This window comes from Nocardiopsis sp. NRRL B-16309 (genome assembly GCF_001279585.1).
Classification (GTDB): Bacteria; Actinomycetota; Actinomycetes; order Streptosporangiales; family Streptosporangiaceae; genus Nocardiopsis.
Map to the genome: position 1 here is coordinate 1 of NZ_LGEC01000088.1, position 25,671 is coordinate 25,671.

General features: G+C 72.2%; 24 protein-coding genes. 9 read left to right on the forward strand and 15 right to left on the reverse strand.

Annotation, left to right across the window (positions count from 1 at the left end):
- The 3 genes from ADL05_RS29870 to ADL05_RS20005 form a co-directional block, all read left to right on the forward strand.
- Window positions 1-168: STAS domain-containing protein (locus tag ADL05_RS29870; RefSeq protein ID WP_156365933.1), on the forward strand; the 168-nt coding region annotated here is incomplete at its 5' end.
- A 353-nt stretch (window positions 169-521) separates the two neighbouring features.
- Window positions 522-1,451: an ADP-ribosylglycohydrolase family protein gene (locus ADL05_RS20000; RefSeq protein WP_053618530.1), complete on the forward strand. Its 930-nt coding sequence runs from the start codon at window positions 522-524 to the stop codon at window positions 1,449-1,451.
- Window positions 1,452-1,572: 121 nt separating this feature from the next.
- The gene (locus ADL05_RS20005) at window positions 1,573-3,726 is read left to right on the forward strand and encodes an ATP-binding domain-containing protein (protein ID WP_053618547.1); all 2,154 of its coding nucleotides are present in this window, start codon (window positions 1,573-1,575) and stop codon (window positions 3,724-3,726) included.
- Between the two features lie 69 nt (window positions 3,727-3,795).
- Here ADL05_RS20005 and ADL05_RS20010 read toward each other — a convergent pair whose 3' ends face one another.
- Window positions 3,796-4,269 carry a hemerythrin domain-containing protein gene (locus ADL05_RS20010; RefSeq protein WP_053618531.1) on the reverse strand — a complete coding sequence of 158 codons (474 nt, stop codon included), beginning with the start codon at window positions 4,267-4,269 and terminating at the stop codon, window positions 3,796-3,798.
- 130 nt (window positions 4,270-4,399) lie between these two features.
- On the opposite strand from ADL05_RS20010, the gene ADL05_RS20015 reads away from it, so the two are divergent.
- From ADL05_RS20015 to ADL05_RS20025, 3 genes are all read left to right on the forward strand, one after another.
- The gene (locus ADL05_RS20015; RefSeq protein WP_053618532.1) at window positions 4,400-5,071 is read left to right on the forward strand and encodes a TetR/AcrR family transcriptional regulator; all 672 of its coding nucleotides are present in this window, start codon (window positions 4,400-4,402) and stop codon (window positions 5,069-5,071) included.
- Window positions 5,072-5,347: 276 nt separating this feature from the next.
- Window positions 5,348-6,961 carry a radical SAM protein gene (locus ADL05_RS20020; protein ID WP_053618533.1) on the forward strand — a complete coding sequence of 538 codons (1,614 nt, stop codon included), beginning with the start codon at window positions 5,348-5,350 and terminating at the stop codon, window positions 6,959-6,961.
- Window positions 6,962-7,768 (forward strand): class I SAM-dependent methyltransferase, encoded by an 807-nt coding sequence (locus ADL05_RS20025; protein WP_197285869.1) that lies wholly within the window; start codon window positions 6,962-6,964, stop codon window positions 7,766-7,768. It abuts the gene before it with no gap.
- A 61-nt stretch (window positions 7,769-7,829) separates the two neighbouring features.
- Here the strand turns inward: ADL05_RS20025 and ADL05_RS20030 are convergent, their stop codons facing one another.
- The 4 genes from ADL05_RS20030 to ADL05_RS20045 form a co-directional block, all read right to left on the reverse strand.
- Window positions 7,830-8,591 carry a class I SAM-dependent methyltransferase gene (locus ADL05_RS20030; RefSeq protein WP_053618534.1) on the reverse strand — a complete coding sequence of 254 codons (762 nt, stop codon included), beginning with the start codon at window positions 8,589-8,591 and terminating at the stop codon, window positions 7,830-7,832.
- A gap of 26 nt (window positions 8,592-8,617) precedes the next feature.
- Window positions 8,618-10,000: an NAD(P)/FAD-dependent oxidoreductase gene (locus tag ADL05_RS20035; protein ID WP_053618535.1), complete on the reverse strand. Its 1,383-nt coding sequence runs from the start codon at window positions 9,998-10,000 to the stop codon at window positions 8,618-8,620.
- The gene (locus ADL05_RS20040) at window positions 9,997-10,305 is read right to left on the reverse strand and encodes a hypothetical protein (RefSeq protein ID WP_231640830.1); all 309 of its coding nucleotides are present in this window, start codon (window positions 10,303-10,305) and stop codon (window positions 9,997-9,999) included. The genes ADL05_RS20035 and ADL05_RS20040 overlap by 4 nt, the downstream gene beginning before the upstream one ends.
- Window positions 10,306-10,382: 77 nt before the next feature.
- Window positions 10,383-10,775: a DUF427 domain-containing protein gene (locus tag ADL05_RS20045; protein ID WP_082376614.1), complete on the reverse strand. Its 393-nt coding sequence runs from the start codon at window positions 10,773-10,775 to the stop codon at window positions 10,383-10,385.
- A 235-nt stretch (window positions 10,776-11,010) separates the two neighbouring features.
- Here ADL05_RS20045 and ADL05_RS20050 point away from each other — a divergent pair, with 235 nt between their 5' ends.
- Together ADL05_RS20050 and ADL05_RS20055 are read left to right on the forward strand one after the other, a co-directional pair.
- Window positions 11,011-11,289 carry a DUF6671 family protein gene (locus ADL05_RS20050; RefSeq protein WP_197285870.1) on the forward strand — a complete coding sequence of 93 codons (279 nt, stop codon included), beginning with the start codon at window positions 11,011-11,013 and terminating at the stop codon, window positions 11,287-11,289.
- Between the two features lie 33 nt (window positions 11,290-11,322).
- Entirely contained in the window at window positions 11,323-11,733 is a 411-nt protein-coding gene (locus ADL05_RS20055; protein ID WP_053618537.1) for a glutamate ligase domain-containing protein, read from the forward strand.
- On the opposite strand, the gene ADL05_RS20060 is transcribed toward ADL05_RS20055, so the two are convergent.
- Together ADL05_RS20060 and ctaD are read right to left on the reverse strand one after the other, a co-directional pair.
- The gene (locus ADL05_RS20060; RefSeq protein WP_053618538.1) at window positions 11,720-12,742 is read right to left on the reverse strand and encodes an L-threonylcarbamoyladenylate synthase; all 1,023 of its coding nucleotides are present in this window, start codon (window positions 12,740-12,742) and stop codon (window positions 11,720-11,722) included. The two genes, ADL05_RS20055 and ADL05_RS20060, sit on opposite strands and share 14 nt — an antisense overlap.
- A 168-nt stretch (window positions 12,743-12,910) precedes the next feature.
- Window positions 12,911-14,476, reverse strand: coding sequence for a cytochrome c oxidase subunit I (gene ctaD, locus ADL05_RS20065; RefSeq protein ID WP_231640831.1), 1,566 nt, complete (start codon window positions 14,474-14,476; stop codon window positions 12,911-12,913).
- 837 nt (window positions 14,477-15,313) lie between these two features.
- Between ctaD and betT the strand changes: the two genes are divergently transcribed.
- Window positions 15,314-17,461, forward strand: a complete 2,148-nt coding sequence (betT, locus tag ADL05_RS20070) for a choline BCCT transporter BetT (RefSeq protein ID WP_053618549.1) — start codon at window positions 15,314-15,316, stop codon at window positions 17,459-17,461.
- Window positions 17,462-17,727: 266 nt separating this feature from the next.
- Here the strand turns inward: betT and ADL05_RS20075 are convergent, their stop codons facing one another.
- The 8 genes from ADL05_RS20075 to ADL05_RS20110 form a co-directional block, all read right to left on the reverse strand.
- The gene (locus tag ADL05_RS20075; RefSeq protein ID WP_053618540.1) at window positions 17,728-18,645 is read right to left on the reverse strand and encodes a sugar phosphate isomerase/epimerase; all 918 of its coding nucleotides are present in this window, start codon (window positions 18,643-18,645) and stop codon (window positions 17,728-17,730) included.
- Between the two features lie 174 nt (window positions 18,646-18,819).
- Complete coding sequence (locus tag ADL05_RS20080; protein ID WP_053618541.1) at window positions 18,820-20,964, reverse strand: SpoIIE family protein phosphatase; 2,145 nt, start codon at window positions 20,962-20,964, stop codon at window positions 18,820-18,822.
- 217 nt (window positions 20,965-21,181) lie between these two features.
- On the reverse strand, window positions 21,182-22,327 hold the full coding sequence (locus ADL05_RS20085; protein ID WP_053618542.1) for an NAD(P)/FAD-dependent oxidoreductase: 1,146 nt from the start codon (window positions 22,325-22,327) through the stop codon (window positions 21,182-21,184).
- 4 nt (window positions 22,328-22,331) lie between these two features.
- Window positions 22,332-23,237, reverse strand: a complete 906-nt coding sequence (gene sigJ, locus ADL05_RS20090; RefSeq protein ID WP_053618550.1) for an RNA polymerase sigma factor SigJ — start codon at window positions 23,235-23,237, stop codon at window positions 22,332-22,334.
- A 109-nt stretch (window positions 23,238-23,346) separates the two neighbouring features.
- Window positions 23,347-23,559, reverse strand: coding sequence for a hypothetical protein (locus ADL05_RS20095; RefSeq protein ID WP_053618543.1), 213 nt, complete (start codon window positions 23,557-23,559; stop codon window positions 23,347-23,349).
- Between the two features lie 75 nt (window positions 23,560-23,634).
- The gene (locus ADL05_RS20100) at window positions 23,635-23,844 is read right to left on the reverse strand and encodes a hypothetical protein (RefSeq protein WP_053618544.1); all 210 of its coding nucleotides are present in this window, start codon (window positions 23,842-23,844) and stop codon (window positions 23,635-23,637) included.
- A gap of 303 nt (window positions 23,845-24,147) precedes the next feature.
- Window positions 24,148-24,702: a hypothetical protein gene (locus ADL05_RS20105; RefSeq protein WP_053618545.1), complete on the reverse strand. Its 555-nt coding sequence runs from the start codon at window positions 24,700-24,702 to the stop codon at window positions 24,148-24,150.
- Window positions 24,703-24,864: 162 nt separating this feature from the next.
- Entirely contained in the window at window positions 24,865-25,533 is a 669-nt protein-coding gene (locus ADL05_RS20110) for an SDR family oxidoreductase (protein WP_053618546.1), read from the reverse strand.
- Window positions 25,534-25,671: the final 138 nt, after the last annotated feature.

The window sequence follows — 25,671 nt, forward strand, 5'->3', positions numbered from 1 at the left end:
ATCGACATGACCAAGGCGCACGTGTGGGACTCCTCGGCCGTGGCCGCCCTGGACCAGGTCACCGAGCACTTCCGCAAGCACGGGGTGGAGGTCGAGATCATCGGCCTCAACGAGCCCAGTGCCGAGCTTCACAAGGAGTTGACGGGCACGCTGACCGGCGGTCATTGAGGCACAGGTCCGACGATGCAAGTGCTGAGGCCCGCTGGGAGATCACTCCCGGCGGGCCTCAGTGTCGTCGGTACGCCGCGCTCAGGGGCCGTTGACCTCCTCCATCAGGTCCAGGTCCCGCAGCGTGTCCGACCAACGGCCGAGGTGGCGGGGGAGAGCGTCGTCCGTACCGTGGTGGTCGTTCACGCCCGTCCCGTCGCAGACTTCTGGCGAGAGCGGAACCACCGGCGGCCGCGGAGCCGGGGCAGGGAGAGGCGGCAGGGGAGAGCCGATGGGCCGGTCCGTCCACTATTCTACTCTTACGTAAGAGTAGAGTCAGGCTGGACCCACCCGCCTCGGACGGAGACGACCCGATGATCTCCTCACCCGGCACACCCCGGCCCGCCGTTCCGGGAACCACGGCCGACCTGACCTCCGGGCGGGACGCCGGCTGTCTCGCGGCCGCACACTGTGCCAACGGACTGGCCCTCACGCCGGTTCCCGACCCCAACGCCTCCGCCCGCCTGAGGCCGTCCGGCAGCATGGCCCTGATGACCGCGCTGACCGAACACCTGCGGTCGCGGACACGCGATGAGGACTGCGACCTCAGCCAGACCGATCTCGCCCAGGAGTTCACCGACACGTGGCAGCACGACCCCGACCGGGGATTCGGCGACGGCGAGGTCCGGATCTTCCTCGCCATCGTCAACGGCGTCTCCTGGCGGAACGCCTCCACGTCGGCCTTCGGCGGAACGGGCTCGTTCGGAGCGGCCGCGGCGGCCCGCGTGGCTCCCATCGGTCTCCTGCCCGCCCCACTGAACCGGCTGGACCAGCTCGCCCGGGACAGCGCCTACGTCACGCACGCCCACCCACTCGCGCTGGACGGTGCGGCGATCCAGGCGTGCGCGGTGGCCTATGCCCGCCGGGCGAGCCCGGACCAGCCGCTGGACACCTTCCATCTGGTGTCCACGGTGGCCCGATACGCCACGACGCCGGACTTTCGTACCCGACTGCTCCGGTTGGCCGCCCTGGCACGGGGCCGGTTCGGCCACCAGGACGCGCTACGCGCGCTCGGCGGGGGCAGCGGCGCCGTCACAGCCGTTCCGCTCGCACTGGCCGCCTTCCTGCGCTCCCCGGACGACCTGCCGGAGATCGTGCGCTTCGCCCTGCCGCTCGACCACGGCACGGGCCACGTCGCGGCCATGGCCGGAGCTCTCGCCGGTGCCCGCCATGGCGCGGAGGCGATTCCGGGGTCCTGGTCGCGGCGTCTCGCGAACACGGCGGAGAGCCGGGACCGAGCCTGAAAGCCGGATCCCGTCCAGCGGGGCCCGAAACTACCCTCACGAGAGAGTAGAGTTGGAGGTCGCCTCCGAGCAGCAGCAGTCCGCCGGTCCGCCCCGTTCTCGCCCCGAGGATGCCCACACCATGGCCGAACCCGTGCCCGCACCCGACCCCCTCCACGACGAACGCGCCTACCTGGCCAGAGCCCGCGCCGCCCTCGGGCGCATGTACGAGGACGTCGTCAACACCCCGACCGTGCAGGACAGCTCCGAGGACGCCGACTACACCTTCACCAACCGCCAGCTCGTCCGCTACCGCGAACGGCGCGCGGAAGCCCTCGTCGACTTCCCCGACGTGCCCCTGTTCTTCGGACGGCTCGACTATCCGCCGGGTACCGTCTTCGAGGCCGATCCCACCGACCCCACCGACCCCACCGACCCTTCCGGCTCCGACCGCGACACCCGCCCCGGCGCCGACCGGGTCTACATCGGGCGGCGCCACGTGCACGACGCCGACGGCACTCCGCTGGTCCTGGACTGGCGGGCACGGATCTCGGCGGCGTTCTACCGCGCGACCCGGCAGGATCCCCGGGGCGTGCTGCTGCGCCGCCGCTACGGCTTCTCCGAGGACGCCGAGCTCACCGCCTACGAGGACGAAACCCTCACGGCCGCCGGTACGACGGACGGATCGCAGGGGTCCGGTGCCGCCGACAGGCTGCTGGCCGCCGAGATCGAGCGCCCCCGGACCGGGCCGATGCGCGACATCGTCGCCACCATCCAACCCGAGCAGGACGAACTGGTCCGGGCGCCGCTGCGCCCCGCCGTCTGCGTCCAGGGCGCACCCGGCACCGGCAAGACCGCTGTGGGTCTGCACCGCATCGCCTACCTGCTCTTCACCGAGCGCGACCGGCTGCGCCAGGACGGCGGCGTGGTCATCGTCGGACCCAACCGGTCCTTCCTGTCCTACATCCGCAACGTGCTGCCCGCACTCGGCGAGGTCGGCGTGCGCCAGAGCACCATCGAGGACCTGATCGGCGCAGTGTCCGTCCGCCGTACCGAGGAGGCCGAGGCGGAACGGATCAAGGGCGGGGCCCGCATGGCCCAGGTCATCGAACGCGCCCTGTGGGACCAGGTACGCCCGCTGGAGGAGACCCTGGTCGTCGAACGCGGGTCGCGCAAGTGGCGCCTGGGCCCCGAGGAGGTGTCCGAGGCCCTGGCGGAGCTGCGCGGCCGGGGCATCGCCTACGGCGCCGGCCCGAGCCTGCTGTCCCAACGGCTGGCGCACCTGGTCATGCGCCGGATCGAGAGCGCCGGCGACGCCGGTGACACGGGAACCATCGGACACCTGCGACGCAACAAGGCGCTGACCGCCGCGGTGCGGCACATGTGGCCCAAGACCGACCCCGCGCGCCTGGTGCTGGGACTGCTCACCGACCCCGACCGACTGGCCCGGGCCGCCGAAGGGATCCTCACCCCTGGCGAACAGGACGCGATACGCCTGCCCGGCCGTCCGCGCACACCCAAGTCCGCCCGGTGGTCGGCCACCGACCTGGCCCTGATCGACGAGGCCGCCGCCCTGATCGAGCGGCCCGGCAGCCTGGGCCACATCGTCGTCGACGAGGCCCAGGACCTCAGCCCGATGCAGGCCCGCGCGATCGCCCGGCGCTGCACCCGGGGCTCCCTGACCGTGCTCGGCGACATGGCCCAGGGCACCAGCCCGGCAGCGGTGGGCGACTGGACCGAACTCCTGGAGCACCTGGGTGAACCGGACGCCCGCCTGGCCGTGCTCGACCGCGGGTTCCGCACCCCGGCACAGATCATCGACTACGCCGCCCGACTGCTCCCGGAGATCGCTCCCGGCCTGGGCACGCCCACCGGGGTGCGCGACGTCCCCGGTGCCCTGCGCGTCACCGCCGCGCACGAGGCCGACCTGCCGTCCGTCCTCGCCCTGGCCTGCCGCGAAGCACTCAAGGGCGAAGGCTCCATCGGCCTGGTGGCCGCCGACGCAGACCTGCCCGGCCTGAGGGAACACCTGTCGGCCGAAGGGCTGCGAACCGCGCTCATCGGGGAGACCGAGGACGCGATGGAGACCGACCGGCTGGTGTGCGTACCGGCGACCCTGGCCAAGGGGCTGGAGTTCGACATCGTCGTGGTCGCGGAACCCGCCCGCATCGTCGCAGCGGAGCCCCGTGGACTCCACCGCCTCTACGTGGCCCTCACCCGCGCGGTGAGCCATCTGCACATCGTCCACACCGGCCCCCTGCCGGAGGCCCTGGAAGCCGCTCCGGTGGTGGTGTAGACCCGCCGGTCGCTCGTATCGGAGCCGGACCTTGTTGGCACGGGTGCCCGCGACGATGTGTTCCGCGGGTCATACCTGCACGGGGCCGTAGGAGTTGAGCGCTTCCACCAGCTGGGCCTCCTCATAGTCCAGGTGGGCCTCGACCTCGGCGGCCAGGCGCTCGACGTCCTCGCGCACCGTGGCCGGATCACCGCTCGTCACCAGTTCCTGGATGCGGTCGAGGCTGCGGCTGATGACCGAGTGCTCCCTGGACAGGCGTTCCAGCACGGGCGCCAGGTGGGGGTGGGACTCGGCCAGCCCGGGGAACATGTGCTCGTCCTCGGCGGTGTGGTGGCCGTGCAGGAACTCGCAGAAGGACAGGCACTTCTTGCGGAGCTGCTCCTCCAGTGGCCGCGGATCGCCGGGGCCGCCCGCGGAGTCCAGGCCCTCGCGTACGGAAGCCAGCTCGCCGCGCAACATGTCGTGGATCTTGACGAGCTGCTCGCCCAGGACCACGGTGCGGTCGTCGTCGGAACGGGGGTCGGTGCCGGTCGAGTCGGTCATGTGCTCACTCTCGTGGAAGGCGGGGAACCGAGACGGGCAAAATATGCCAGTCACTGGCACTATGCCATCGCAGGCATAAAGTGGCAACGGCTTTCCCTGGCACCCCCGCCATCGCGGGTACGCTGGCCCGATGACCGGTCACCCCAACGAGAGCGAGGGTTCCCCGCTCCCCCTCCGGGAGCGCAAGAAGCTGCGCACCCGCCGCTCCCTCGCCGACACGGCGCTGCGCATGTTCCTCGAACGCGGCTACCACGAGGTCACCCTGGAAGAGCTGGTGAGCACGGTCGAGGTCTCCATGCGGACCTTCTTCCGCTACTACTCCTCCAAGGAAGAGGTCGCGATGGCGGCCGAGAACGAACTATGGGACGGCTACGCCGACGAGGTGGCCCGCCGACAGATCACCGGTCCGGTCCTGGCCCACCTGCGCGAGTGCTACGCGTCCGCGGTCCGCGGCCTCCCCACGGACTGGACTCAGCGCTACCTGGCCTGCCGGGGCCTCGCCGCCCGCACACCCGCGCTGCGCGTGTACCACGCGGGAACCACCCAGGACCTCCAGCTGAGGATCGTCGAAGCCCTGGAGAAGGAGTTCGACACCGACAGCCGGGAGGACGTCCGGCTACGGTTGGCCGCTGACATGGCCCTGGCGGCGGTGCGGTACGGCACCAAGAACTGGATGCGCGCCAACCGGCACCGGAGCCGCCCCGGTAACGCGGAGACCCTGATCGCCGAGGTCGCACAGGCCTTCGACGCCCTCCCCGGCGCACTCACCCTGACCGCCGACACACCGCCGGACACGGCCTGAGCTCCAACCGGTCAGCGCACCGTTGAGAGCTGGCGGCAGCTCGTGGCCTCTTCGCCGCCGGCGCGCCCACGGGCGCGTGTGGTCCGAGTCTGTGCTTTTCGCGGGGTTGGCGCCGCGATATGTCAGCGGGCGGACACTCTCACCCGGCCACGGGCCCGAACGGGGTGCACTACGGAGCGATACGGGCATGGAACACACGGGGACGAGGGCGCCCGCCGTGCGTCCCACCGGTGCGTCGATGGCCGGACAGCCCACCCAGAGGAGAGGAACGACCACGTGACCCAGGGTTCCCGGGACCGTGACGAGATCTTCGTCGAGTTCACCAAGAGCATCTGCCCGGTGTGCAAGGTGGTGGTCGACGCTCAGGTCAACATCCGCGACAACAAGGTCTACCTGCGCAAACGCTGCAAGGAGCACGGATGGTTCGAGGCCCTGGTCTACGGTGACGCGCAGCTCTACACGGACTCCACCCGGTTCAACAAGCCGGGCACCCTGCCTCTGACCTTCCAGACCGAGGTCAAGGACGGCTGCCCCTCCGACTGCGGCCTGTGTCCCGAGCACAAGCAGCACGCCTGCCTGGGCATCATCGAGGTCAACACCGGCTGCAACCTGGACTGCCCCATCTGCTTCGCCGACTCCGGGCACCAGCCCGACGGGTACTCCATCACCCGGGAGCAGTGCGCGCTGATGCTCGACACCTTCGTCGAAGCCGAGGGCGAACCCGGGGTGGTGATGTTCTCCGGCGGGGAACCCACCATCCACAAGGACATCCTCACCTTCGTGGAGATGGCCACCGACCGCCCGATCAAGGTCGTCAACCTCAACACCAACGGCATCCGGCTGGCCACCGACCGGCGCTTCGTCACGGCCCTGGCCGACCTCGACGGCCGAAACGGCACCGCGGTCAACGTCTACCTCCAGTTCGACGGGTTCGACGAGCGCACCCACCGCGAGATCCGGGGCAGGGATCTGCGCGAACGCAAGAGGCGGGCACTCGACCACTGCGCCGAGGCCGGACTGACGGTCACCCTGGTCGCCGCGATCGAACGCGGCCTCAACGACCACGAGCTGGGCGACATCATCGAGTTCGGCATCGACCACCCGGCCGTGGGCGCGGTGTCCTTCCAACCGGTCACGCACTCGGGGCGGCACGTGGAGTTCGACCCGCTCACCCGGCTGACCAACTCCGACGTGATGGAGATGATCAACGCCCAGCGGCCCGACTGGTTCCGGCCCGGCGACTTCGTGCCCGTCCCCTGCTGCTTCCCCACCTGCCGCTCCATCACCTACCTGCTCGTGGACCGCAAGGAGGACCGCACCGACGTGGTGCCGCTGCCGCGCCTGGTCGACGTGGACGACTACCTCGACTACGTCAGCAACCGGGTCCTGCCCGATCCGGCGCTGCGGGAGTCGCTGGAGAAGCTGTGGAGCGCCTCGGCGTTCATGGGCGCCCCTTCGACCATGGACAGTCTGGCGGCGGCCACCGCCACCGCGGAGTGCGCCTCCTGCGGCATCGACCTCCCCCAGGCGGCCAGGGACCTGGGCGACAAGGTGTTCATGATCGTCGTCCAGGACTTCCTGGACCCCTACACGCTCAACGTCAAGCAGCTGATGAAGTGCTGCGTGGAGGAGATCACCCCCGACGGACGCATCATCCCCTTCTGCGCCTACAACTCCGTCGGCTACCGCGAACAGGTGCGCGCCCAGATGTCGGGGGTGCCCGTCGCCGACGTCGTGCCCAACGCCCGCCAGCTCACCGACGTCACCGTCGAGTCCCCCTACGGCTCCCGGATCGCGCGCACCGAGAGTCCGGACGGCGACGCGACCACCGGCCCGGCCGGACCGGTCGTCACCGATTCCACCAACACCGGCCGACGGGCGGTGGACTGAGTGGAGCCCCGCGAGCTGGACCCCGAGGAGACCAAGTCCTGCTGCGCGGCCGCCTACGGCCGTGACGCCGTCGCCCTGCTGCTCGGCGAGTCCTACCACCCCGGCGGGCTGTCGCTGACCCGCCGCCTGGCCGACCGGCTGGACCTGTGCGAGGGCGGGCACGTCCTTGACGTCGCGTCCGGTCCCGGCGCCACCGCCCGGCTGCTCGCCGTCGAACACGGCGTGCGCGTCGACGGCGTCGACCTGGGAGAGCGGACCCTGGCCACCGCCCGGACCGAGACCGAACGCGCCGGCCTGTCCGACCGGGTGTGCTTCCACCAGGGGGACGCCGAGCGGATGCCCGTGGCCGACAACGCCTACGACGCCCTGGTGTGCGAGTGCGCGTTCTGCACCTTCCCCGACAAGGCCGCGGCGGCGGCCGAGTTCGCCCGGGTCCTGCGCCCCGGCGGGCGGGTGGGGATCACCGACGTCACCGTCGCCGAGAGCGGCCTGCCCGAGGAGCTGTCCGGGCTGGCCGGATGGGTGGCGTGTGTCGCCGACGCCCGCCCCGTCACCGACTACGCGGCCCTGCTCGCGGAGGCCGGGCTGCTCACCGTGGCCACCGAGCGGCACGACGGCGCGCTGGCGCGGATGATCGACCAGATCGAGGCCCGTGTCCGGCTCCTGAGCATGACCGCACCCGAACGGCTGGCACAGGCCGGTGTGGACGCCGACGCCCTGGCCCCGTACCTGGAGGCCGCCCGGAGAGCCGTCGCGGACGGCCGGATCGGCTACGCGCTCATCGTCGCCCGCAAGCCGGACGCCTGAACGCATCTGGCCGGGGCCGGGGCCGGGGCCGGGGCCGAGGAGGCCAGGGGTTGGGACCGCCTCACCCGTCGGGCGTCCGGCGGGCCACGACTCTGCGCAGGGGCAGCGGAAGGTGTCGGCCGGGCCGTGCCCAGGCGGCGAGGGAGCGCTCGGCCGCCCGCAGGCGGCCCGGCGCCGTGTCCGGCAGGTAGAGGCCGCGCAGCAGTAGAGCGGTGTGCTCGGGTGTGGCCACGGGCAGCCGCAGGACCCGCCGCGCGTTCGACTCGACCGTCCATCCGCGCGAGGTCAGGAGTCGGCCGATCCCGTCACAGGCGTGCGGGTTGGGCCAGGAGAAGCCGACCGTGCGGAGCGCGAACAGGACCCGTGCCCACGCGAGCGCTCCCCGGGGCGGGACACCGAGCCCGGCCGGGGTCAGCGCGGCCATCACACCACCCGGCCGCAGGACCCGCTCGACCTCGTCCATGACCGCGTCCAGGGGTGTGAGGACCTGAAGCGCCATCGCCGCGCACACCGCGTCCACCGACCCCGTGGCGAACGGAAGCGCGGCCGCGTCACCCATGACGAGCGGGCCCCTCCCCAGAGCGGCGGCGTAGGCCAGCTCGCCCGCCGAGGAGTCCACCCCGGTCCAGCGGGCCCGGGGGAGTGCGGCGCGTGTGGGAGCCGAACCGCACGCCAGGTCCAGCACCGGCCCGGTGACCGGACGCAGCGGCTCGGCCAGCCACGCGTACGGGTCCTCCTTCGCAAGGCCGAGGAGGCGTTCGGTGACCCCCGGGCGCGTGTCGTGGAAGTCCCCCAGGAAGCGCCGCCACTCCCGATCGTCCATGCTCCTCCCGCCGTGGTTCCGGCCGCTCAGGCCTTGCGCTCTCCGCGCCGCGCGGGGCGGGCTCGTCGTCCCGCGTACTCCATGACGAACTGCGCGGCGGTCTGCTGCACGGCGATCGCGTGGGTGGGGTAGGCGTGCACGGTCTGCGCCAGGCGCCCGGTGAACATGCCGGTGCGCATCGCCAGCGCGATCTCATGGACGAGTTCCCCGGCCCGCTCACCGACGATCGTGGCCCCCAGGACCCGGCCGCCGCCGGTGTGTCCCAGGATCGGGCGCGGGCCGGCGACGATCCGGACGAACCCGTCGGTCCGCCCCGCCGTGACGGCGCGGTCGACCTCGCCCATCGGCAGATAGGCGACCCGGGAGCCGGGATGGCGCAGGGCCGCCTCGTGCTCGGTGAGCCCGACCTGCGCCACCTCCGGATCGGTGAAGGCCACCCGGGGGACGACCCTGTCGTCGAAGCGCACGCCGCGGCCCCGGCGCAGGGCGTTGGTCGCGGCGACGCGTCCCATGAGGTGGGCGGCGTGGGTCAGCGCGATCCGCCCGGTGACGTCGCCCGCCGCGTAGAGCTCCGACGGGGAGGTCGTGGCCAGCCGGTCGCTGGTGCGGACGAATCCACGGTCGTCGGTTTCGACCCCGGCCTCGGCCAGGCCCATGCCGCGCGTGCCCGGGGTGCGGCCCGTCGCGACCAGGATCCGTTCGGCGACCACGGGGGCACCGCCGTCGATTTCCAACCTCCACCGGCCCGCCCCACCGGAGACACGCGTGACCGGCGCGCCGGTCCGCACGGTGACCCCCTCCCGCGCGAACCGCTCGGCGATCACCCGCGACGCCTCCGGGTCCTCGCCCGGCAGCAGCCGGTCGCGTCCCTCGACCACCGTCACCGCGACGCCCAGGCGGGCGAGGGCCTGGGCGAGTTCGCACCCCACCGGCCCCGCTCCCAGCACGGCCAGGCTCTCCGGCGGCTCGGCCAGCGTGAACACGTCGTCGGTGGTCAGCGGGTCAGCCTCGGCGAGCCCGGGGATGCCCGGTAGGCGGGGGCCGCCGCCTGTCGCGACCACCACCCGGGGCGCGAACAGGACACGACCGCCGACCTCGATCCGGTCCGGGGCCAGGAACGACGCGCGTGCCCGCAGCACCTCGATCCCCTCACCCGCCAGGACCGACTCGTCCTCGGTGGCGGCGACGCGGGTCACGGCCGAGCGCACCCGGCCCATGGCCTCGTCGAACCCGGCACCGTGCGCCGCCGCCTCGATCAGCGCCTTGGACGGCACGCAGCCGGTGAACGTGCACTCCCCGCCCGGCGGTCCCTCGGTGATCATGAGGGGCCGGGCTCCGCGCGCGGCGGCGGTGCGGGCGGCGGAGAGCCCGGCGGCTCCGCCCCCGATCACCACCAGGCCATAGCTCACGCCAGAGCCCCCAACCAGGTCGTCACCGCGTACAGCACGCCGTAGGTGGCCACGGCGACCGCCAGGACACCCAGGAGCCGCCAGCGCACCTTCCGCACGCCCGAGATCGAGCACTGGCCCCGGCGGCGCAAGGACCACCACACCAGGACGATGACCACGGCGAGCCCCGCCAGACGGAACCACCACGCGTAGCCGTCGTAGAGGTCGGTGGCCCAGACGAAGGCCGTCCCCGCGCTGACGACGCCGAGCAGGGCGAGCACGGTGGGCCCGACACAGCACAGCATCCCCACCAGACCCCCGGCCACGCCGATCCGCACAGTGGAGAGCCCGTTCCGCCCAGGCGCCCGGAGAGGTCCGCGATCGGCGCGCGACGGTTGCCCGTTCACGCCCGGCCTCCCAGGAGGCTGCGCGGCCGGTCCCGCCCGGATCCTTCCTGCCGTGCGTCACCGTGCCGCCCGGGGCCGCCGCGCTCGCGGGAGCACTCCTCATCCGTACGTTCGATGGAGGCTCCCGGGTAGAAGGCCACGTGGCCCTTGAACCGCCGAGTCGGCGGGCTGGGCTCGGGGTAGTGCCAGGCGGCGTCGGAGGAGGTCTGGCCGTCCACCGTCACGCCGTCGTCGTGCGCCACGCGCTTCCAGAAGCACAGGGTGCGCGAAGCCGAGTCCGTCAGGCGTTCCCCGCGCACCGAGTCGGGGGGAAAGTAGTGGTCGCCCTCCACCGCCACGGTGCGCCCGGCCTCGGCCGGCACCACACCGTTCCACACGAGTCGGATCATCGGTCGTCACCGCCTTCTGCGCTCGGAGCGGCCGGTACCGCCCGTGGGTACACCAGACAACCGGCTCTTCGATCGGTCTTCCCCGCACACTGTCAGCGACACGACACGATGGGCCCGTCGTGTTCTGCGCGGGGAGTCGTTCCTACCGGCGCCTAAGCCGGTCAGGGCCGGTCTCATGGTGGGACGGACGGTTCCTGGGGAGTGTTCACCGGAGGCCGGACCGGCCTCCGGTGACATGCGCGCGCACCTCAACCCCACCCGCATGCGGGAGATCAGCGTGCTCGCCGACCAGCTCGCCTCGCGCCTGGACACGCTGTGCCCGTCCTGCGGCGTTCCCGGATACGGCCCGGTGGACCGCGAATCCGGTCTGCCCTGCGGCATGTGCGGCGGCGCCACCTCATCCACGTCCGCGACGATCCACGGGTGCGCCCGCTGCCCGCACCGCAGCCGCCACCCGCGCGAGGACGGCCGCCGCAGCGCCGATCCCGCGTTCTGCGACTTCTGCAACCCGTGACGCGGCGCCGCCGAACCCACCAGCGGCGGCCGCATGCAGACCATCGTGCGCGACGACGGCGTCACACTCGTCCACGACGCCTACAACGCGAACCCCGACTCCGCGGCCGCCGCCCTGGGCTCCATGCCCGCCCGCCGCCGTATCGCCGTCCTCGGCGAAATGGCCGACCTCGGCGCCCACGCCGAGCGCGCCCACCACCGCCTCGGCATCCTCGCCGCACGCGCCGGCCTCGACGTCCTTCTCACCGTCGGCACCCGGACCGCACTCCTGATCGCCGAAGCAGCCGACACCGGGCACGGCGACCTCGACATCATCGCCGTCCCCGACACACAGGGCGCCCATGATGTGCTGCTCCGCATCCTGCGCCCCGAGGATCTCGTTCTGTTCAAGGCCTCACGCGCCGCCCGCCTCGACGACCTCGTCACCGCGCTCAGGGACTGTTGAACAGTTCGGAGCCGTGACCGGCCCGGCTGCGGGAGCCGGCCGCCCGGCGGAGCCGGTCCGCGATCGCCAGCCCCAGCCCGTCCGGGGCGGGCACCGAGGCCACCACGACCTCGCACCCGTGCCGGTCGAAGTCACGGAGGAACTCATAGAGCCGGCGCGCATACCGCGCGCCCGACTCGGGCACCGCGATCACGCGCTGCCCGGCACACCCACCGGAACCACCCGCGAACCCGGGCGGGACCAGGACGCCGACACGACAGCCGTGCGCGTGCAGGAACTCGGCGTGGCCGAGGACGTGACCCGGTTCGACCAGGACGACCCGGGCCCGCGGCGCGTAGTGCGACGGATGCTGGCCCGGGACCCGCACGGCACTCTCCACCCGCACCGGCACCGAGTGCCCCAGCGCGTGTTCGAGATCGTCTCGTGTCACACCGCCCGGGCGCAGGATCGCCGGCTCACCGGTGAGATCCACGATCGTGGACTCGACACCGACCGCGCAGGACCCGCCGTCCAGCACGTAGTCGACCTCGGCCCCCAACCCGTCGCGGACGTGGTCGGCCGTCGTGGGACTGACCGCGCCGAAGCGGTTGGCCGACGGCGCGGCCACACCCCCGCCGAACGCCGCGAGCAGCGCGAGGGAGACAGGATGGTCCGGCACGCGCAGCGCGACGGTGTCCAGGCCACCGGTGACCGCACGGGGCACACGGGGTCCCGCCCGGAGAACCACGGTCAACGGGCCCGGCCAGAAGCGCTCGGCCACGCGGTGCGCCGCGTCGGGCACCTCGACGGCCCAGTCGGAGAGCTGGTGCGCCCCGCTCAGGTGCACGATGAGCGGGTGCGTCGGCGGCCGCCCCTTCACGGCGAAGACGCGCTCCACCGCCGCGACGTTCTCCGCGTCCGCACCGAGCCCGTAGACGGTCTCGGTGGGGAACGCGACCAGCCCGCCCCCGCGCAGGGTGTCGGCGGCGTGTTCCACGTGGCCAGGCTCGACATCTGGCAGATTCGGCATCACACCTCCATCCTTCACCATCGCAGTCTCACACACCGCCCCACCGGCACGATCAGCCGTCGCCCGCCCGGTGCCGCCCGCTTCGGGTCGGCCCCTGCCAGGGAAAAGCTCGTGAATGCCGTGACCGTGTTCGCCGTCCTGGCCGCCATGCCGCTCGCCGGCGCCCTGTCACCTCTCCCCGGAGCCGGCGTCCGACCGCCGCACGGACGCCTGGGAGGGGCGGTGCAGGTCGAAGGTGGGGCGCTCGGACCGGATGCGCGGCAGCGACGCGAAGTTGTGCCGGGGCGGCGGGCACGAGGTCGCCCACTCCAGGGAGCCGCCGTAGCCCCACGGGTCGTCGACGCCCACCGGCTCGGCGTGGTGGGCCGAGTACCACACGTTGTAGAGGAACAGCAGGGTCGAGGCGCCCAGCACGAACGAACCGACGCTGGAGAGGATGTGCATCCAGGTGAACCCGTCGGTGAACAGGTAGTCGGCGTAGCGGCGGGGCATGCCCTGCACGCCCAGGTGGTGCTGGATCCCGAAGGTCGCGTGGAAGCTGAAGAACAGGGTCCAGAAGTGCCACTTGCCCAGCGTCTCGTTGAGCATGCGGCCGGTGAACTTGGGCCACCAGAAGTAGAACCCGGCGAACATCGCGAACACCACCGTGCCGAACACGACGTAGTGGAAGTGCGCCACCACGAAGTAGGAGTCGGTGACGTGGAAGTCCAGCGGTGGCGAGGCCAGCAGCACGCCGGTCAGGCCGCCGAACAGGAACGTGGCCAGGAACCCGATCGAGAACAGCATGGGGGTCTCGAAGGTGAGCTGGCCGCGCCACATCGTCCCGATCCAGTTGAAGAACTTGATGCCGGTGGGCACCGCGATCAGGAACGACAGGAACGAGAAGAAGGGCAGCAGCACCGCGCCGGTGGCGAACATGTGGTGCGCCCACACCATCATCGACAGGCCGGTGATGGCGATCGTCGCCGCGACCATGCCCTTGTAGCCGAAGATCGGTTTACGGGAGAACACCGGGATGACCTCGGTGATGATGCCGAAGAACGGCAGCGCCACGATGTAGACCTCGGGATGGCCGAAGAACCAGAACAGGTGCTGCCACAGGATCGCGCCGCCGTGGGCGGCGTCGAACACGTGCGCGGCCAGGATCCGGTCGGCCGCCAGGCCCGCCAGCGCCCCGGTGAGCACCGGGAAGGCGAGCAGCACCAGGAGCGACGTGAACAGGATGTTCCACGTGAAGATCGGCATGCGGAACATCGTCATGCCGGGAGCCCGCATGCACAGGATCGTGGTGACGAAGTTGACCGACGCCAGGATGGTGCCCAGTCCGCTCACGAGCAGCCCGAGCACCCACAGGTCGCCGCCCAGGCCGGGTGAGCGCACGGAGTCCGACAGCGGGGTGTAGGCGAACCAGCCGAAGCTCGCGGCCCCGCCGGGGGTCAGGAACCCGCCCATCACGATCAGGCCGCCGAACAGGAACAGCCAGTACCCGAACATGTTCAGCCGGGGGAAGGCGACGTCGGGCGCGCCGATCTGCAGGGGCACCAGGACGTTGCCGAAGCCGACGAACAGGGGAGTGGCGAACAGCAGCATCATCACGGTGCCGTGCATGGTGAACAGGGCGTTGTAGGTCTCGTTCGAGACGACCTGCATGCCCGGCCAGAGCAGTTCGGCCCGGATGAGCATGGCCATGATCCCGCCCGCCAGGAAGAAGGCGAAGGCGGTGATGATGTACATGTAGCCGATGATCTTGTGGTCCGTGGAGGACAGCCACGAGACGGCGACACGGCCTTTGGCCCCATGCGCCGGCTCGGTCGCCGAGACCGGGGTCTCACTTCGCGTCTCAACCACAGGTGTTCCCTCAGGTCGCGAGTTCTCCGGAGCGGGTGCCCAGGAGTCGGCCGCCGCGGCCCCGCCGGGACGGGCTGTGGTGCGGACCCGGTCGCGCGCTGCCGGGCGAGGGGTGTGTCGAGCCCTGCGCCCCCGTGCGGCCATGGCGGCTCGGTGTGATCGTCGCGGTCGCGTTTCCCGCGGAATCGGCCATACGAGCCGACCGGACCGACCGGGGAGCCGTGGGCGCGGCCGTGGTGCCCTTCCGCCGGAGCGTCGTCTCGAGACGATCCCGGTAGGTGACTCTAGAGCGTGGGTCCGTTACTTCAAGTTCCATTGACCCGTGTTCCCGATGTCCGTCGGAGGGGAAGCACACGTACGGCCCGGCGTGCTCCGCGGAGCCGACGGGCCGCGCGCCGACCAGGAAGGCGAAGAAGACCGGGCGCCGCTCCCCCGCGGAGTACGCCACGCCGCCGCGCGGGGATTACGGGCCCCTTGATCGGGGATCGGTGAAGATGGCGCCGTGGACTCCCTGAGTCCCAAGGTTCGCTTCCCGCCGGCCACGCGGCACCGGGACGGCACCTGGGCGGGCGCCGGACAGGGCTGCGCGGTCCGCGCCGATGCTGCGCGCCTCCGGGCGCGGCGCCCGGCCGCGGTCGCGAAAGCCCCCGGCCCCTCCTCGGCGCCCCCTGTCACCGCCGCCCGTGGGGAGTCACGGCACCGCAGGAACGAGAGGTGAGATCGGTGGCCACCGATGACGAAGGACGGGATCGTCAGGACGGCACGGCGCAGCCGGAGGCGCCGGCGGACCTGGACAGGGCCGGGCCCGGGAAGAGCCGGCTCAAACCGGTCGTCTTCTTCGGCTCGTCGATCCTGATCGTCGCGCTCTCGATCTGGGCGATCATCACTCCGGACGGCGCCGAGTTCGTCATCGGCGCCGTCGTGGGGTGGATCAGCCGGGTCTTCGGCTGGTACTACTTCCTCGCCGCCACCCTGTACCTCGGGTTCGTGGTGTTCGTCGCGATCTCCCGCTACGGCACCATCAAACTCGGGCCCCAGCACTCCCGGCCGGACTACGGAGTGTTCGCGTGGGCCGCCATGCTGTTCGCGGCGGGGATCGGCATCGACCTGATGTTCTTCTCCGTGGCCGGGCCGGTCACCCACTACCTGGCCCCTCCCGAGGGTGACGCGCAGACCATCGAGGCGGCGCGGCAGGCCGTGGTGTGGACGCTCTTCCACTACGGCATCACCGGCTGGGCGATGTACGCGCTGATGGGCATGGCCCTCGGCTACTTCTCGTTCCGCTACCACCTGCCCCTGGCCATCCGCTCGGCCCTGTATCCGCTGATCGGCAGGCGCATCCACGGCCGCATCGGCGACGCGGTCGACCTGGCGGCCGTCCTCGGCACGATCTTCGGCATCTCCGTGTCGCTGGGGATCGGCGTCGTCCAGCTCAACTACGGGCTGTACTTCCTCTTCGGCATCCCCGAGGGGACGGCGGCGCAGATCGGCCTGATCGCCGTCGCCGTCCTCGTGGCCACGGTGTCGGCCGTGGCGGGCGTCGACCGGGGCATCCGGCGGCTGTCGGAGATCAACGTCGTGCTCGCCCTGATCCTGATGCTGTACGTGCTGGTCTTCGAGAACCCCGTCCAGCTGCTCAACGCCCTCGTGATGAACATCGGCGACTACATCAGCCGGTTCCCCTCGATGACGCTGAACACCTTCGCCTATGACCCGCCGGTCGACTGGCTCAACGACTGGACCCTGTTCTTCTGGGCCTGGTGGGTCGCCTGGGCGCCCTTCGTCGGGCTCTTCCTGGCCCGGATCTCGCGCGGCCGCACCATCCGGCAGTTCGTGACGGCGACCCTGGTGGTCCCGCTGCTGTACACGCTGACGTTCCTGTCGGTCTTCGGCAACAGCGCGCTGAGCGTCGTGCGCCAGGGCAACGTGGAGTTCGGAGTGCTGGCCATGAACGAACCCGAACGGGGGTTCTACACACTGCTCACGCAGTACCCGGGCGTGCTGTTCAGCGCCGGACTCGCCACGGTCGTCGGACTGCTCCTCTACGTCACCTCGGCCGACTCCGGCGCGCTGGTGATGGGCAACCTCAGCTCCTACCTGCCGACACCGATCACGGACGCGCCGGCGTGGCTGCGCGTCTTCTGGGCGGCGGCGACCGGCCTGCTCACCCTCGCCATGCTCCTGGTCGGCGGCCTGGACGCGTTGACCAGCGCGACGATCATCATGGGGCTGCCGTTCTCGTTCGTGATGCTCCTGATCATCTGGGGGCTGTACAAGGCGCTGCGGATCGAGAGGTTCCGGCAGGACGCGTTCCGGACGACCCTGTCGTCCTCGCTGTCGGACCGGACCACGGTCGACCGCCGGGGCGGCGCGGAGCGCAACTGGCGCCAGCGGCTCGCGAGGGCGGTGAGCTTCCCCGGCAAGCGCGCGGCCGCCAGGTTCGTCCGGGACGTGTGCCGCCCCGCGTTCGAGGACGTCGCCGAAGGGCTGCGCGAGCAGGGCGCGGAGGCGTCGGTGACCGAGGGGGTCGACGAGGAGGCCGGGATCCCGCATCTGGAGCTGAGGGTGCCGATGGGGTCCGAGGAGGAGTTCACCTACCGGGTGTGGCCGATCGTGGTCCCCACCCCCGCGTTCGCCATGCGCTCGCTCGCCGAGCACGACTCCTACGTGCGCTTCGAGGTCTACCTCACCGAGGGCAGCCAGGGCTACGACGTGATGGGCTACACGAAGGACCAGCTCATCGGGAACATCCTCGACGAGTACGAGCGGCACCTGGAATTCCTGCGCCTGCACCGGGAGGCGCAGGCCCGCTCGGCCATGCCCGACCACGGGCCCGGTACGGCCGACGTCCAGGCCGAGGAGGAGACGTGAGCCGCGTCGGACCCCGGTGAGGCGTGCCGGACGTCAGCGGGGGAGGTGGCCCCGGCGGAGGGCGGTGTCGACACCGGCTCCGAGCGGGGCCGTCCGCCCCGCGGTCCGGTGGCGGACGCCACGTGGGGCTGCCGGGCCGGTGGCGGACGCCACCCGGATGTGCGGGGCCGCGCACGGCTGAAAAGGGTCGCGTCTGGTCCCGGCGGAGGGCACCCCGTCCCTACCGGGGGTCGGGCCGCCCTCCGCCGGTGGGGACGGTCGGCGGCTCACGCTTGGGGGCTCCAGCGCCGGTACCACTCGGCGGCGGCGCGCAGGGGCGCGTCGACCGGACCGATCCGCGGGTGCCAGGCGAGTTCCCACTCCAGGGAGACCCACCCCGACCACGGCCGCAGCAGGGGCCCGCACGCGTCGATCGGCACCGCCCCCTCGCCCGGGGGCACGGGGGTCCACCGGCCGTCGGCGGCCGGCACCGCGTCCTTGACCTGGAAGTAGCCGAGGTGGTCGCCCAGTACCGCGTGCGTGTGCGCGGGCTCCTCGCCGCTGCGCCACGGATGCAGCGCGTCCCACAGCACGGCGACCAGGCCCGGGTCGCCGAACGGCTCCGCCAGGCGCAGCGCCGCCGCGCCCGTCGGGTGGGAGTCGTGGGTCTCCACGAGCAGCCGGACGCCGTGCGCGCGCAGGTCCGGCAGGACCGCCCCGATCCGCTCCAGCGCGGGCCCGTCCCGCCCGGCCCGCTCCTCCGGCTCGTCTCCACCGCCGCGCCGGTGCTGATCGCCCCGTTCGCCCTCCCCGTCCCGTGCGTCCGGGCCGTCCCGCCCTTCCCGGCCGTCCCGTTCGTCCGGGCCTTCCTGCTCTTCCCGGCCACCGGGGAAGACCCGGAGTGAGGGAGCGCCGATCCGCGCGGCCAGCTCGATCAGCGAGCGCAGCTCCGCGACCACCGGACCGTCCGGTCCGGGCGCGCACACCTTGGCGTATCCGGCCAGGCAGGAGACCTCCAGACCCGCGTCCTCGATCCGCGCCCGGGCGGCCCTGGCCCGCGGTTCCGACAGGCCGGGGCGGACCTCGTCGTCCGGGTGCGCGCGCACCTCGATCCCGTCGCATCCGTGCGCGACCGCGGTACGCACGGCCCGCTCCAGCGGTACACCCGGCATCCCCAGGGTGCTGACCGCGAACTTCCAGCTCATCGTGGCTCCCGTCGCGGCTCAGCCGCGTTCGTGTCGCGTTCCCGTGCCGCCCTCGGCGAAGCGCCGCCCGCGCCGCGCCGGGATCCGCAGCGACGCCCCGTATCGCACACGCGGGGTCCGCGTCGGTGGAACGGGTGGTGCACGGGGCCCTCCCGGCGGCGGGCGCGAGGGATCCTACTCCTCCGAGGGCCGGTTCTCCAGGGGGACCGACTCCAGGAGGAGGAGCGCGATGTCGTCGTCACGGTGATCCGTGCGCACCCGACCGACCATCTCCTCGGCCACCTCGTCCAGCGGCAGTCCCCGGACCGCGTCCAGGCAGGACAGGACGTCCCGCTTGGCTTCGTCGAGGTCCCTGCCGGGCGCCTCGATGAGCCCGTCGGTGTACAGCGCGAGGATCGAGCGCGGCGGCAGGTCGAACTCCAGCACCGGGTACTCGGCCTCCGGGTCGATGCCGAGCAGCAGGCCGTCTGGCACGTCCATCACGCGCCCGCCGCCCGGGGCGCTGAGCAGCGGCTCGGGGTGCCCGGCCCGGGCCATGCGGACCCTGCCGGTGCGCATGTCCAGGCGCAGGTAGACGCAGCTGGCGAACAGGTCCGACTCCATCAGGCACAGCAGCCGGTTCGTGTGCGCCAGGACCCGTCCGGGATCCCCGTCGAAGACCGTGGTGTAGGCCAGCACCGCGGTGCGGATCTGGCCCATCAGCGCGGCCGCCGAGACGCTGTGCCCCTGGACGTCGCCGATGACCGCGGCCGAGGCCGAGGGGCCGAGCGGGACCTGGTCGTAGAAGTCCCCGCCGATGTCCATGCCCTCCGTGCCCGCCAGGTAGCGGTAGGCGCTGTTCAGGCCGGGCAGGTCCGGCATGCTGCGGGGCAGCAGCCCGGACTGCAGGCCCTGGGCCAGGTGCATCTTGAAGTCGTACAGGCGTGCCCGCTCCAGCGCCTGGGCGATGAGGCTGCTCAAAGAGTTCAGCACCGCGCGCCGCTGCACGGTGAACACGTGCGGCTGCGGGAAGGTCAGGACGCAGGCGCCGATCGGGCGCCCCGAGGCGACCAGCGGGAGGATCGCCCACCCCTGGGGGCCGGTGGGCCGGTGCGGAAGCTCGGGGTAGACGAGTTCGAGTTCCGCGCGGGAGCGGAAGAAGCCCGGAACGCCGGAGGCCGCCGCGTGGGTGATGGGAGCGCGCCTGCCGAGCGGGGCGCCGTCCACGCGTTCGAGGACGGACTGGTCGAATCCGCGTTCGCCGAGCAGCCGGAGCCGCTGTTCGCGCCGGTCGTTGCGGAACAGGGCGAGCCCGTTCGCGCCGACCGCGGGAAGGATCTCCCGTGCGACCAGGTCGACCACGTCGTCGACGGTGACGGCCTCGGTCAGCGCCGACGCCAGGTGCAGGATGTGGTACAGCTCACCCGCGCGCGTGGGCGTGCGGCGGCCGCGCCCGGTCTTGCCCCTGCGGTCCACGTCGGTCGGGGTGATGACCACGCTGATCCCGCAGTCGCCGGGGTAGAGGTGGAACGACAGCCAGCGGTCGGGCGGACACAGCGCGGTGAACTGCACGGGCTGGTGGCTGACGATCGCCGCGCGGTAGCGGTCCTCGAAGACGGGGTCGCGCAGCCAGGGCAGCGCGGTCCACGGACGGTACCCCAGCAGGCGCTCGCGGGGCTTGCCGAGCAGGTCGGCGGCGGCGTCGGTCACGGTCGTGATCCGGCCGTCGACGTCCAGGGCGCACAGCCCCTCCCGGATGGGCCGCACCATGCGCGCGATCGAGTCGTGGTCCCCCTGCCCGTTCTCCGCCTCTTCGTCGCAGGCCGCGCTCACGACGCGCGGCCTGGACGGCGGACGGACGGGGCGCCCCTGATCGCGGGCGTCCCGCAGCTGGTCCACCATCCGGTCCGCGGCGGCGGCCAGGGCCGCGCGCGCCCGCGCCGGGAGCTCGTCGGGCTCGTCGGCCACACCGAGGGTGAAGAAGGCGCCGTACTCCTCGCGGTCCGAGACCAGGGGGACGCAGGCGACGGAGAAGTCGTAGGGCAGCGTGATCGCGATGCGCGGGTAGTCCCGGCCCAGGGTCGCGCCGTTGGGCCGCCACACGATCTGGCGCTCGCGGATCGCGTCGTTGACCGGCACCCTGGCGTTGGAGGCGACCCTGGTCCAGGAGAGGAAGATGTCGCGGGGCACTCCGACGAGCACGGACAGGGCCAGTGTCGCCTCGCCGGGGTCGTGCAGGTAGAGCCCGCCCGCGTGCGCGCCGACCTCCCGGAGGGCGGCACGGAACGTGTCGGCCACGGTGTCCAACCCGGGGGCAGGCTGGTTGGTCGAGACCCTCATGGACACCCCCGTCCAGGTCGCCCGCGCTACCGCCGGTTCTCCGTCCGACGATACGCGCGGACCTGCGCTCATGCTGGTCAACACAGTGCTACGGACTCACCAAGTCCGTCCCCGCCGACGCCGAGGCCCGCGCGGGACCCGGCCGGACGCGGCCACCGGGGGAGGCCCCCGCCGCCGTCCGCGGCGCGGCGACGACGGGGGCGCCATCCGCACCCGGTCAGCGCGCGGTCACCCGGCCGCCGCTCAGCGCCGCGTGGACGGCGGCGACCGCGCTGGTGACCGACACCTCCGACAGCAGGCCCGGCGCGGCCACACTGTCCCCGGCCAGGTACACCCCGTCGCCCCGGTCGACCGCCGGGCGGTCCCGCCACGTGCGGCCCGGCAGGTCGAGCGCGCCCGTGCGGTTCCGCGCCACCTGGTCGCGGCGCCAGGTCAGCCGCTCCCGCCACTCCGGCAGGGCGTCGTCCAGCAGCTCCTCCAGCCGCTCGGTCACCGCCGCCCGCGACTCGCCCGGCCGTACCGGCAGCTGCGCCTGGACCACCGACTCGCCCGCCGGGGCCAGCGTCGGGTCCACCAGAGACTGGCGCTCCAGGAACCCGCACTGGTCGGCGTCCAGCACCAGGAACGGGTCCCGGCCCCGGCGCAGGCCCACGTCGACCAGGAGCGAGTGCCCGCCCTCCCAGGTGAGCGAGTCGTCGCCGAGCAGGGCGCGGGCGGAGGCCAGGGAGGTGGCCACGATCACGGGAGCTTCGGGCAGGACGTCCACCCGGGCGCCCGTCTCGATCCGCACGCCCCTCTCGCGGGCCCGCTCGGCCATGTGCGCGACGAGGACGGACCAGCCGCCGACCGGGTACCTGGGCGAGGGCCACCGCGGCGCGGCCACGCGCAGGAACCGGTCCCAGACGAACTCCGCGGACAGCCGCCCGGGATCGTGGTCGAACACGGCCACGCCCATCATGTTCGCGACCGCCCCGGCCGTGTCCGGGCCGAACCGGTCGGCGGCCCAGGCGGCGAAGTCCACGTCGTGCGGGGCGCGCAGCCTCCGGCGGGCCGCGGCCGCCAGCACACCGACGGGAGGGGTGCCCAACCGGCCCCGGTACCGGAACCGCGCTCCCGCCAGCGCTCGCGGCGACATACGGCGCAGGGGCGGAAGCAGGCCGCGCTTCTCCAACCAGGCGAAGGGCGCGCTGTCGCCGTACAGGACGTGCGGTCCCACGTTGGCGACGTAGGGCGCGGGCGTGGAGCGCGCCCTCCCGCCCAGGGCCTGGTGGGCTTCGAACAGTGTGACGCGTGCGCCCTTCTCGGCGCCGGCGATGGCCGCGGTCAGTCCGGCGAGGCCACCGCCCACAACAGTGAGATCCATACCCCTAGGACGAGAGGGGCGGGCGCACGCGTGACATCTTCTCCGGATTGACGATCAGGTACACGTCCCGGACACGGTCGCCGACGACCTCCAGGATCATGACCGTCAACACCCGGTCCCCGGCCGCGACGACCGCGGCGGGGCCGCCGTTGAGCTCGACGATCCCGGTCCACAGTCCGTCCAGGGAGTCGAGCCCGAGCGGGGCGAGGAACCGCCGGGTGTTGGGCTCGCTGGTGATCGAGGCGAGGAACCGTCCGACCTTGGCCGTGCCGTGCAGGCTCCGCAGGGGGGCCCTGGCCCGTCCGCCGCCGTCGCCGACCAGGGTCGCGTCCTCGGCGAGCAGTCCGGTGATCCCCTCCAGGTCGCCCTCCAGGCAGGCGGCGAGGAAGCGCTCGGTGATCCGGCGCCGGGTCGCCCGGTCGGCCTCGAACCGGGGACGGCGCTCCTGGACGTGCTCGCGGGCACGCCGGGCCAACTGGCGGGTGGCGGCCTCCTCCCGGCCGATGACCTCGGCGATGTCCGCGTAGGGGAACTGGAAGGCCTCGCGCAGCACGAACACCGCGCGCTCCAGCGGGCTGAGCGTCTCCAGGACCACCAGGAGCGCGAACTCGACGGAATCGGCGATCTCGGCCCGCTCGGAGCCGTCGGGGGCGGTGCTGACGGGCTCGGGAAGCCACTCGCCGACATAGGACTCGCGCCGCACGCGGGCGGACCGCAGCCGGTCGACGGCGATCCGGGACACCACCGTGACGAGGTAGGCGCGGGGGTCCTCGACGGTCGCGTGGTCGACCCTGGACCAGCGCAACCAGGCCTCCTGCACGACGTCCTCGGCTTCGGAGGCGGAGCCGAGGACGCGGTAGGCGACGCCGGTGAGGGCGGAGCGGTGCTCAACGAAGACATCGGTCGTCATGACACAGAAGACGTACCACACGGGGTCCGGCGTGACATGCCAGCCCGGACACGCGTACGGGGCGCGGCCGACGCCGCGCCCCGCGTCCACCGGGGTGGGATCCGTCCGACTAGTCGTTGACGGAGATGCCCGAGGTCGACTCCTTGGACACGACGTTGCAGCCGTCCAGGTCGACCAGGGAGAACGTCAGCACGTCCGCGCAGATCGGGACCGTGATGTTCTGGATGTCGGCGTTGTTGTCGGCCGCGGCCGGGCCGGCCATGGCGCCGACGGCGAGGCCGGTGGCCAGGAAGAGACCGGAGATGGTGGCGATGCGCTTCATGGTGTTCCTTTACGGTTCGTGGTGTACAGCGTGGATCTGTCAGGGCCGGGGGTCCCGCAGCGTGTCGGGACGCGCCTAGTTGGCGGAGATACCGGAGGTCGACTCCCAGTTGACGACGTTGCAGCCGTCGGCGGACACGCCGGCCGCCTGCAGGACGTCGACGCAGACCGGGATGGTGATGTTCTGGATGTCGGCGTTGTTGTCGGCCGCGGCGGTGCCGGTGAGGGCGGCGAACGCGAAGCCGGTGGCCAGAACGAAGCCGGAAGCCTTGGCGATACGGGACATGGAGTCCACCTTTCGGAAGGTACGGAACGGGGCGACTGCCCCCGCCGGAAATAACTTAGCGTAGTCAGAGCGATGCTACGGGTACTTTTGCGGGGCGATCCCGAGGTGAGTCGCCGGTTCCTCGCGGCAAGGTGGACATGGGGGATATGACGGCGCCCCGCGGCGGCGCCGTGTTACTGAACCGAAAGGATGGCGGAGGCCGATCGTTCACGAACACATCGGAATCCGACCATCGGCCCCAGGGCACGACAAAAAGGACCCGCACGGCGTGTGCCGTGCGGGCCCTCGGAGAAAGCGGTGGGCCTACCAGCCCTGCTGCTGCCCGTATCCCGGGTACTGCTGCCCGTAGCCGGGCTGCTGGCCATAGCCCGGCTGCTGCTGCCCGTAGCCGGGGTACTGCTGCTGGTCGTACCCCGGGTACTGCTGCTGTTGGTCGTAGCCGGGCTGTTGGCCGTAGCCCGGCTGCTGCTGGCCGTAGCCGCCGTACGGGTCCTGCTGGTGGGCGCCGGTCGGGTGCTGCGGGTAGGGCTGCTGCTGGCCGGACGGGTCCGGGACCGGAGCGGGCTGCTGCTGGGCCCCGGCCTGGGCCGCCTCCTCCTTGCCCGCGGTGTCCGGGCGGAAGATGAACAGCCGGGCGGGCTTGGAGTCGCCGGCCTCACCGGGGGTGATGAGGTCCAGGCGCCAGCCGGCCTCCTCGATGCCCTCCAGGATGCGCGTCAGTCCGGGGCGCAGCTTGCTGGAGGTCTCGTCGTAGGCGTTGACCTCGAGCTGGATGATGAACATCCGCCGCTTCTGCTGAGCCGCGACCTTGGCGTGCTCGACGACCGTGCTGTCCCTCACGACCTGTGTGACGCTCATGAATAACCGTACCCATCTGCTCTGACTGGAGCTTGCCGTACACGTCGGGTCGATACCCGGTCATCCGCGTCCACCGTGGCGGGACTCCGCCGGGCTCCGCCCCCATCATGCCTTCTATGCGCGTATCTGGCCACAGAAGGCCTCAATCGGCCAGGAAGGGCCTCAGGAGGAAGAGGCGGCGGAGCGGACCGCTTCGATGACGGGATCATCTCCGTTCACCAGGTTGAGAACCCGGCCGACCGTCCCTGGTTCGTCCAGGAGCGCGACGATGACGGACGCCACGTCGTCCCGCGTCACCGTGTCCCGCTCGACCTCCTCGCCCAGGGCCACCCTGCCGGTGCCCGGTTCGTCGGTCAGCCGGCCCGGGCGCAGGATCGTCCAGTCCAGTTCCAGCGAGCGTTCGCGCAGGTCGGCGTCGGCCAGCCGCTTGGCTTCCACATATGCGGCCCAGACCTCGTCGGTGCCCTCGGGCACGGGCCGGTCCACGTTGATCGCGGAGATCTGGACCAGGCGTCGCACCCCCGCCAGGGACGCGGCGTCGGCGGTGAGCACCGACGCCTTGTGGTCCACGGTCGACTTGCGGTCCGCGCCGCTGCCCGGACCGGCGCCCGCGGCGAACACCACGGCGTCGGCGTTCATGATCTTCTCGGTCAGCTCGGTGACCGTGGCCTTCTCCAGGTCGATGAGGACCGGCTCCGCGCCGGCGTCGACGACGTCCTGGGTGTGGTCGGGATTGCGGATGAGGGCGACGGGCCGGTCCCCGCGGTCGGCCAGCTTTCTGGCCAGCCGCAGCGCGATCTTCCCGTGTCCCCCGGCGATGACGATACGCATGGGGGAAGGGTAGCTGGCTCGGGGCGCTTCACGCCGGGACCTTCGTCGTCGCTACTGCCTTGCTCGTTCCTCGCTGGCGGCAGAGACTCCTCCTGCAGGCACCGGCGCGCCCCTCGCTCGTGCCTTCTTTGGGCCTGC

What these genes read in the sequence shown, in the direction of transcription:
- ctaD (WP_231640831.1), bottom strand. Translation starts at nt 14,476, where the DNA reads ATGTACATCATCACCGCCTTCGCCTTCTTCCTGGCGGGCGGGATCATG.
- ADL05_RS20050 (WP_197285870.1), top strand. Translation starts at nt 11,011, where the DNA reads ATGCGCGCGCACCTCAACCCCACCCGCATGCGGGAGATCAGCGTGCTC.
- ADL05_RS20095 (WP_053618543.1), bottom strand. Translation starts at nt 23,559, where the DNA reads ATGAAGCGCATCGCCACCATCTCCGGTCTCTTCCTGGCCACCGGCCTC.
- ADL05_RS20015 (WP_053618532.1), top strand. Translation starts at nt 4,400, where the DNA reads ATGACCGGTCACCCCAACGAGAGCGAGGGTTCCCCGCTCCCCCTCCGG.
- ADL05_RS20110 (WP_053618546.1), bottom strand. Translation starts at nt 25,533, where the DNA reads ATGCGTATCGTCATCGCCGGGGGACACGGGAAGATCGCGCTGCGGCTG.
- ADL05_RS20045 (WP_082376614.1), bottom strand. Translation starts at nt 10,775, where the DNA reads ATGATCCGACTCGTGTGGAACGGTGTGGTGCCGGCCGAGGCCGGGCGC.
- ADL05_RS20060 (WP_053618538.1), bottom strand. Translation starts at nt 12,742, where the DNA reads ATGCCGAATCTGCCAGATGTCGAGCCTGGCCACGTGGAACACGCCGCC.
- ADL05_RS20080 (WP_053618541.1), bottom strand. Translation starts at nt 20,964, where the DNA reads ATGAGGGTCTCGACCAACCAGCCTGCCCCCGGGTTGGACACCGTGGCC.
- ADL05_RS20000 (WP_053618530.1), top strand. Translation starts at nt 522, where the DNA reads ATGATCTCCTCACCCGGCACACCCCGGCCCGCCGTTCCGGGAACCACG.
- ADL05_RS20100 (WP_053618544.1), bottom strand. Translation starts at nt 23,844, where the DNA reads ATGTCCCGTATCGCCAAGGCTTCCGGCTTCGTTCTGGCCACCGGCTTC.
- ADL05_RS20105 (WP_053618545.1), bottom strand. Translation starts at nt 24,702, where the DNA reads ATGAGCGTCACACAGGTCGTGAGGGACAGCACGGTCGTCGAGCACGCC.
- sigJ (WP_053618550.1), bottom strand. Translation starts at nt 23,237, where the DNA reads ATGACGACCGATGTCTTCGTTGAGCACCGCTCCGCCCTCACCGGCGTC.
- ADL05_RS20030 (WP_053618534.1), bottom strand. Translation starts at nt 8,591, where the DNA reads ATGGACGATCGGGAGTGGCGGCGCTTCCTGGGGGACTTCCACGACACG.
- ADL05_RS20085 (WP_053618542.1), bottom strand. Translation starts at nt 22,327, where the DNA reads ATGGATCTCACTGTTGTGGGCGGTGGCCTCGCCGGACTGACCGCGGCC.
- ADL05_RS20075 (WP_053618540.1), bottom strand. Translation starts at nt 18,645, where the DNA reads ATGAGCTGGAAGTTCGCGGTCAGCACCCTGGGGATGCCGGGTGTACCG.
- ADL05_RS20055 (WP_053618537.1), top strand. Translation starts at nt 11,323, where the DNA reads ATGCAGACCATCGTGCGCGACGACGGCGTCACACTCGTCCACGACGCC.
- ADL05_RS20010 (WP_053618531.1), bottom strand. Translation starts at nt 4,269, where the DNA reads ATGACCGACTCGACCGGCACCGACCCCCGTTCCGACGACGACCGCACC.
- ADL05_RS20005 (WP_053618547.1), top strand. Translation starts at nt 1,573, where the DNA reads ATGGCCGAACCCGTGCCCGCACCCGACCCCCTCCACGACGAACGCGCC.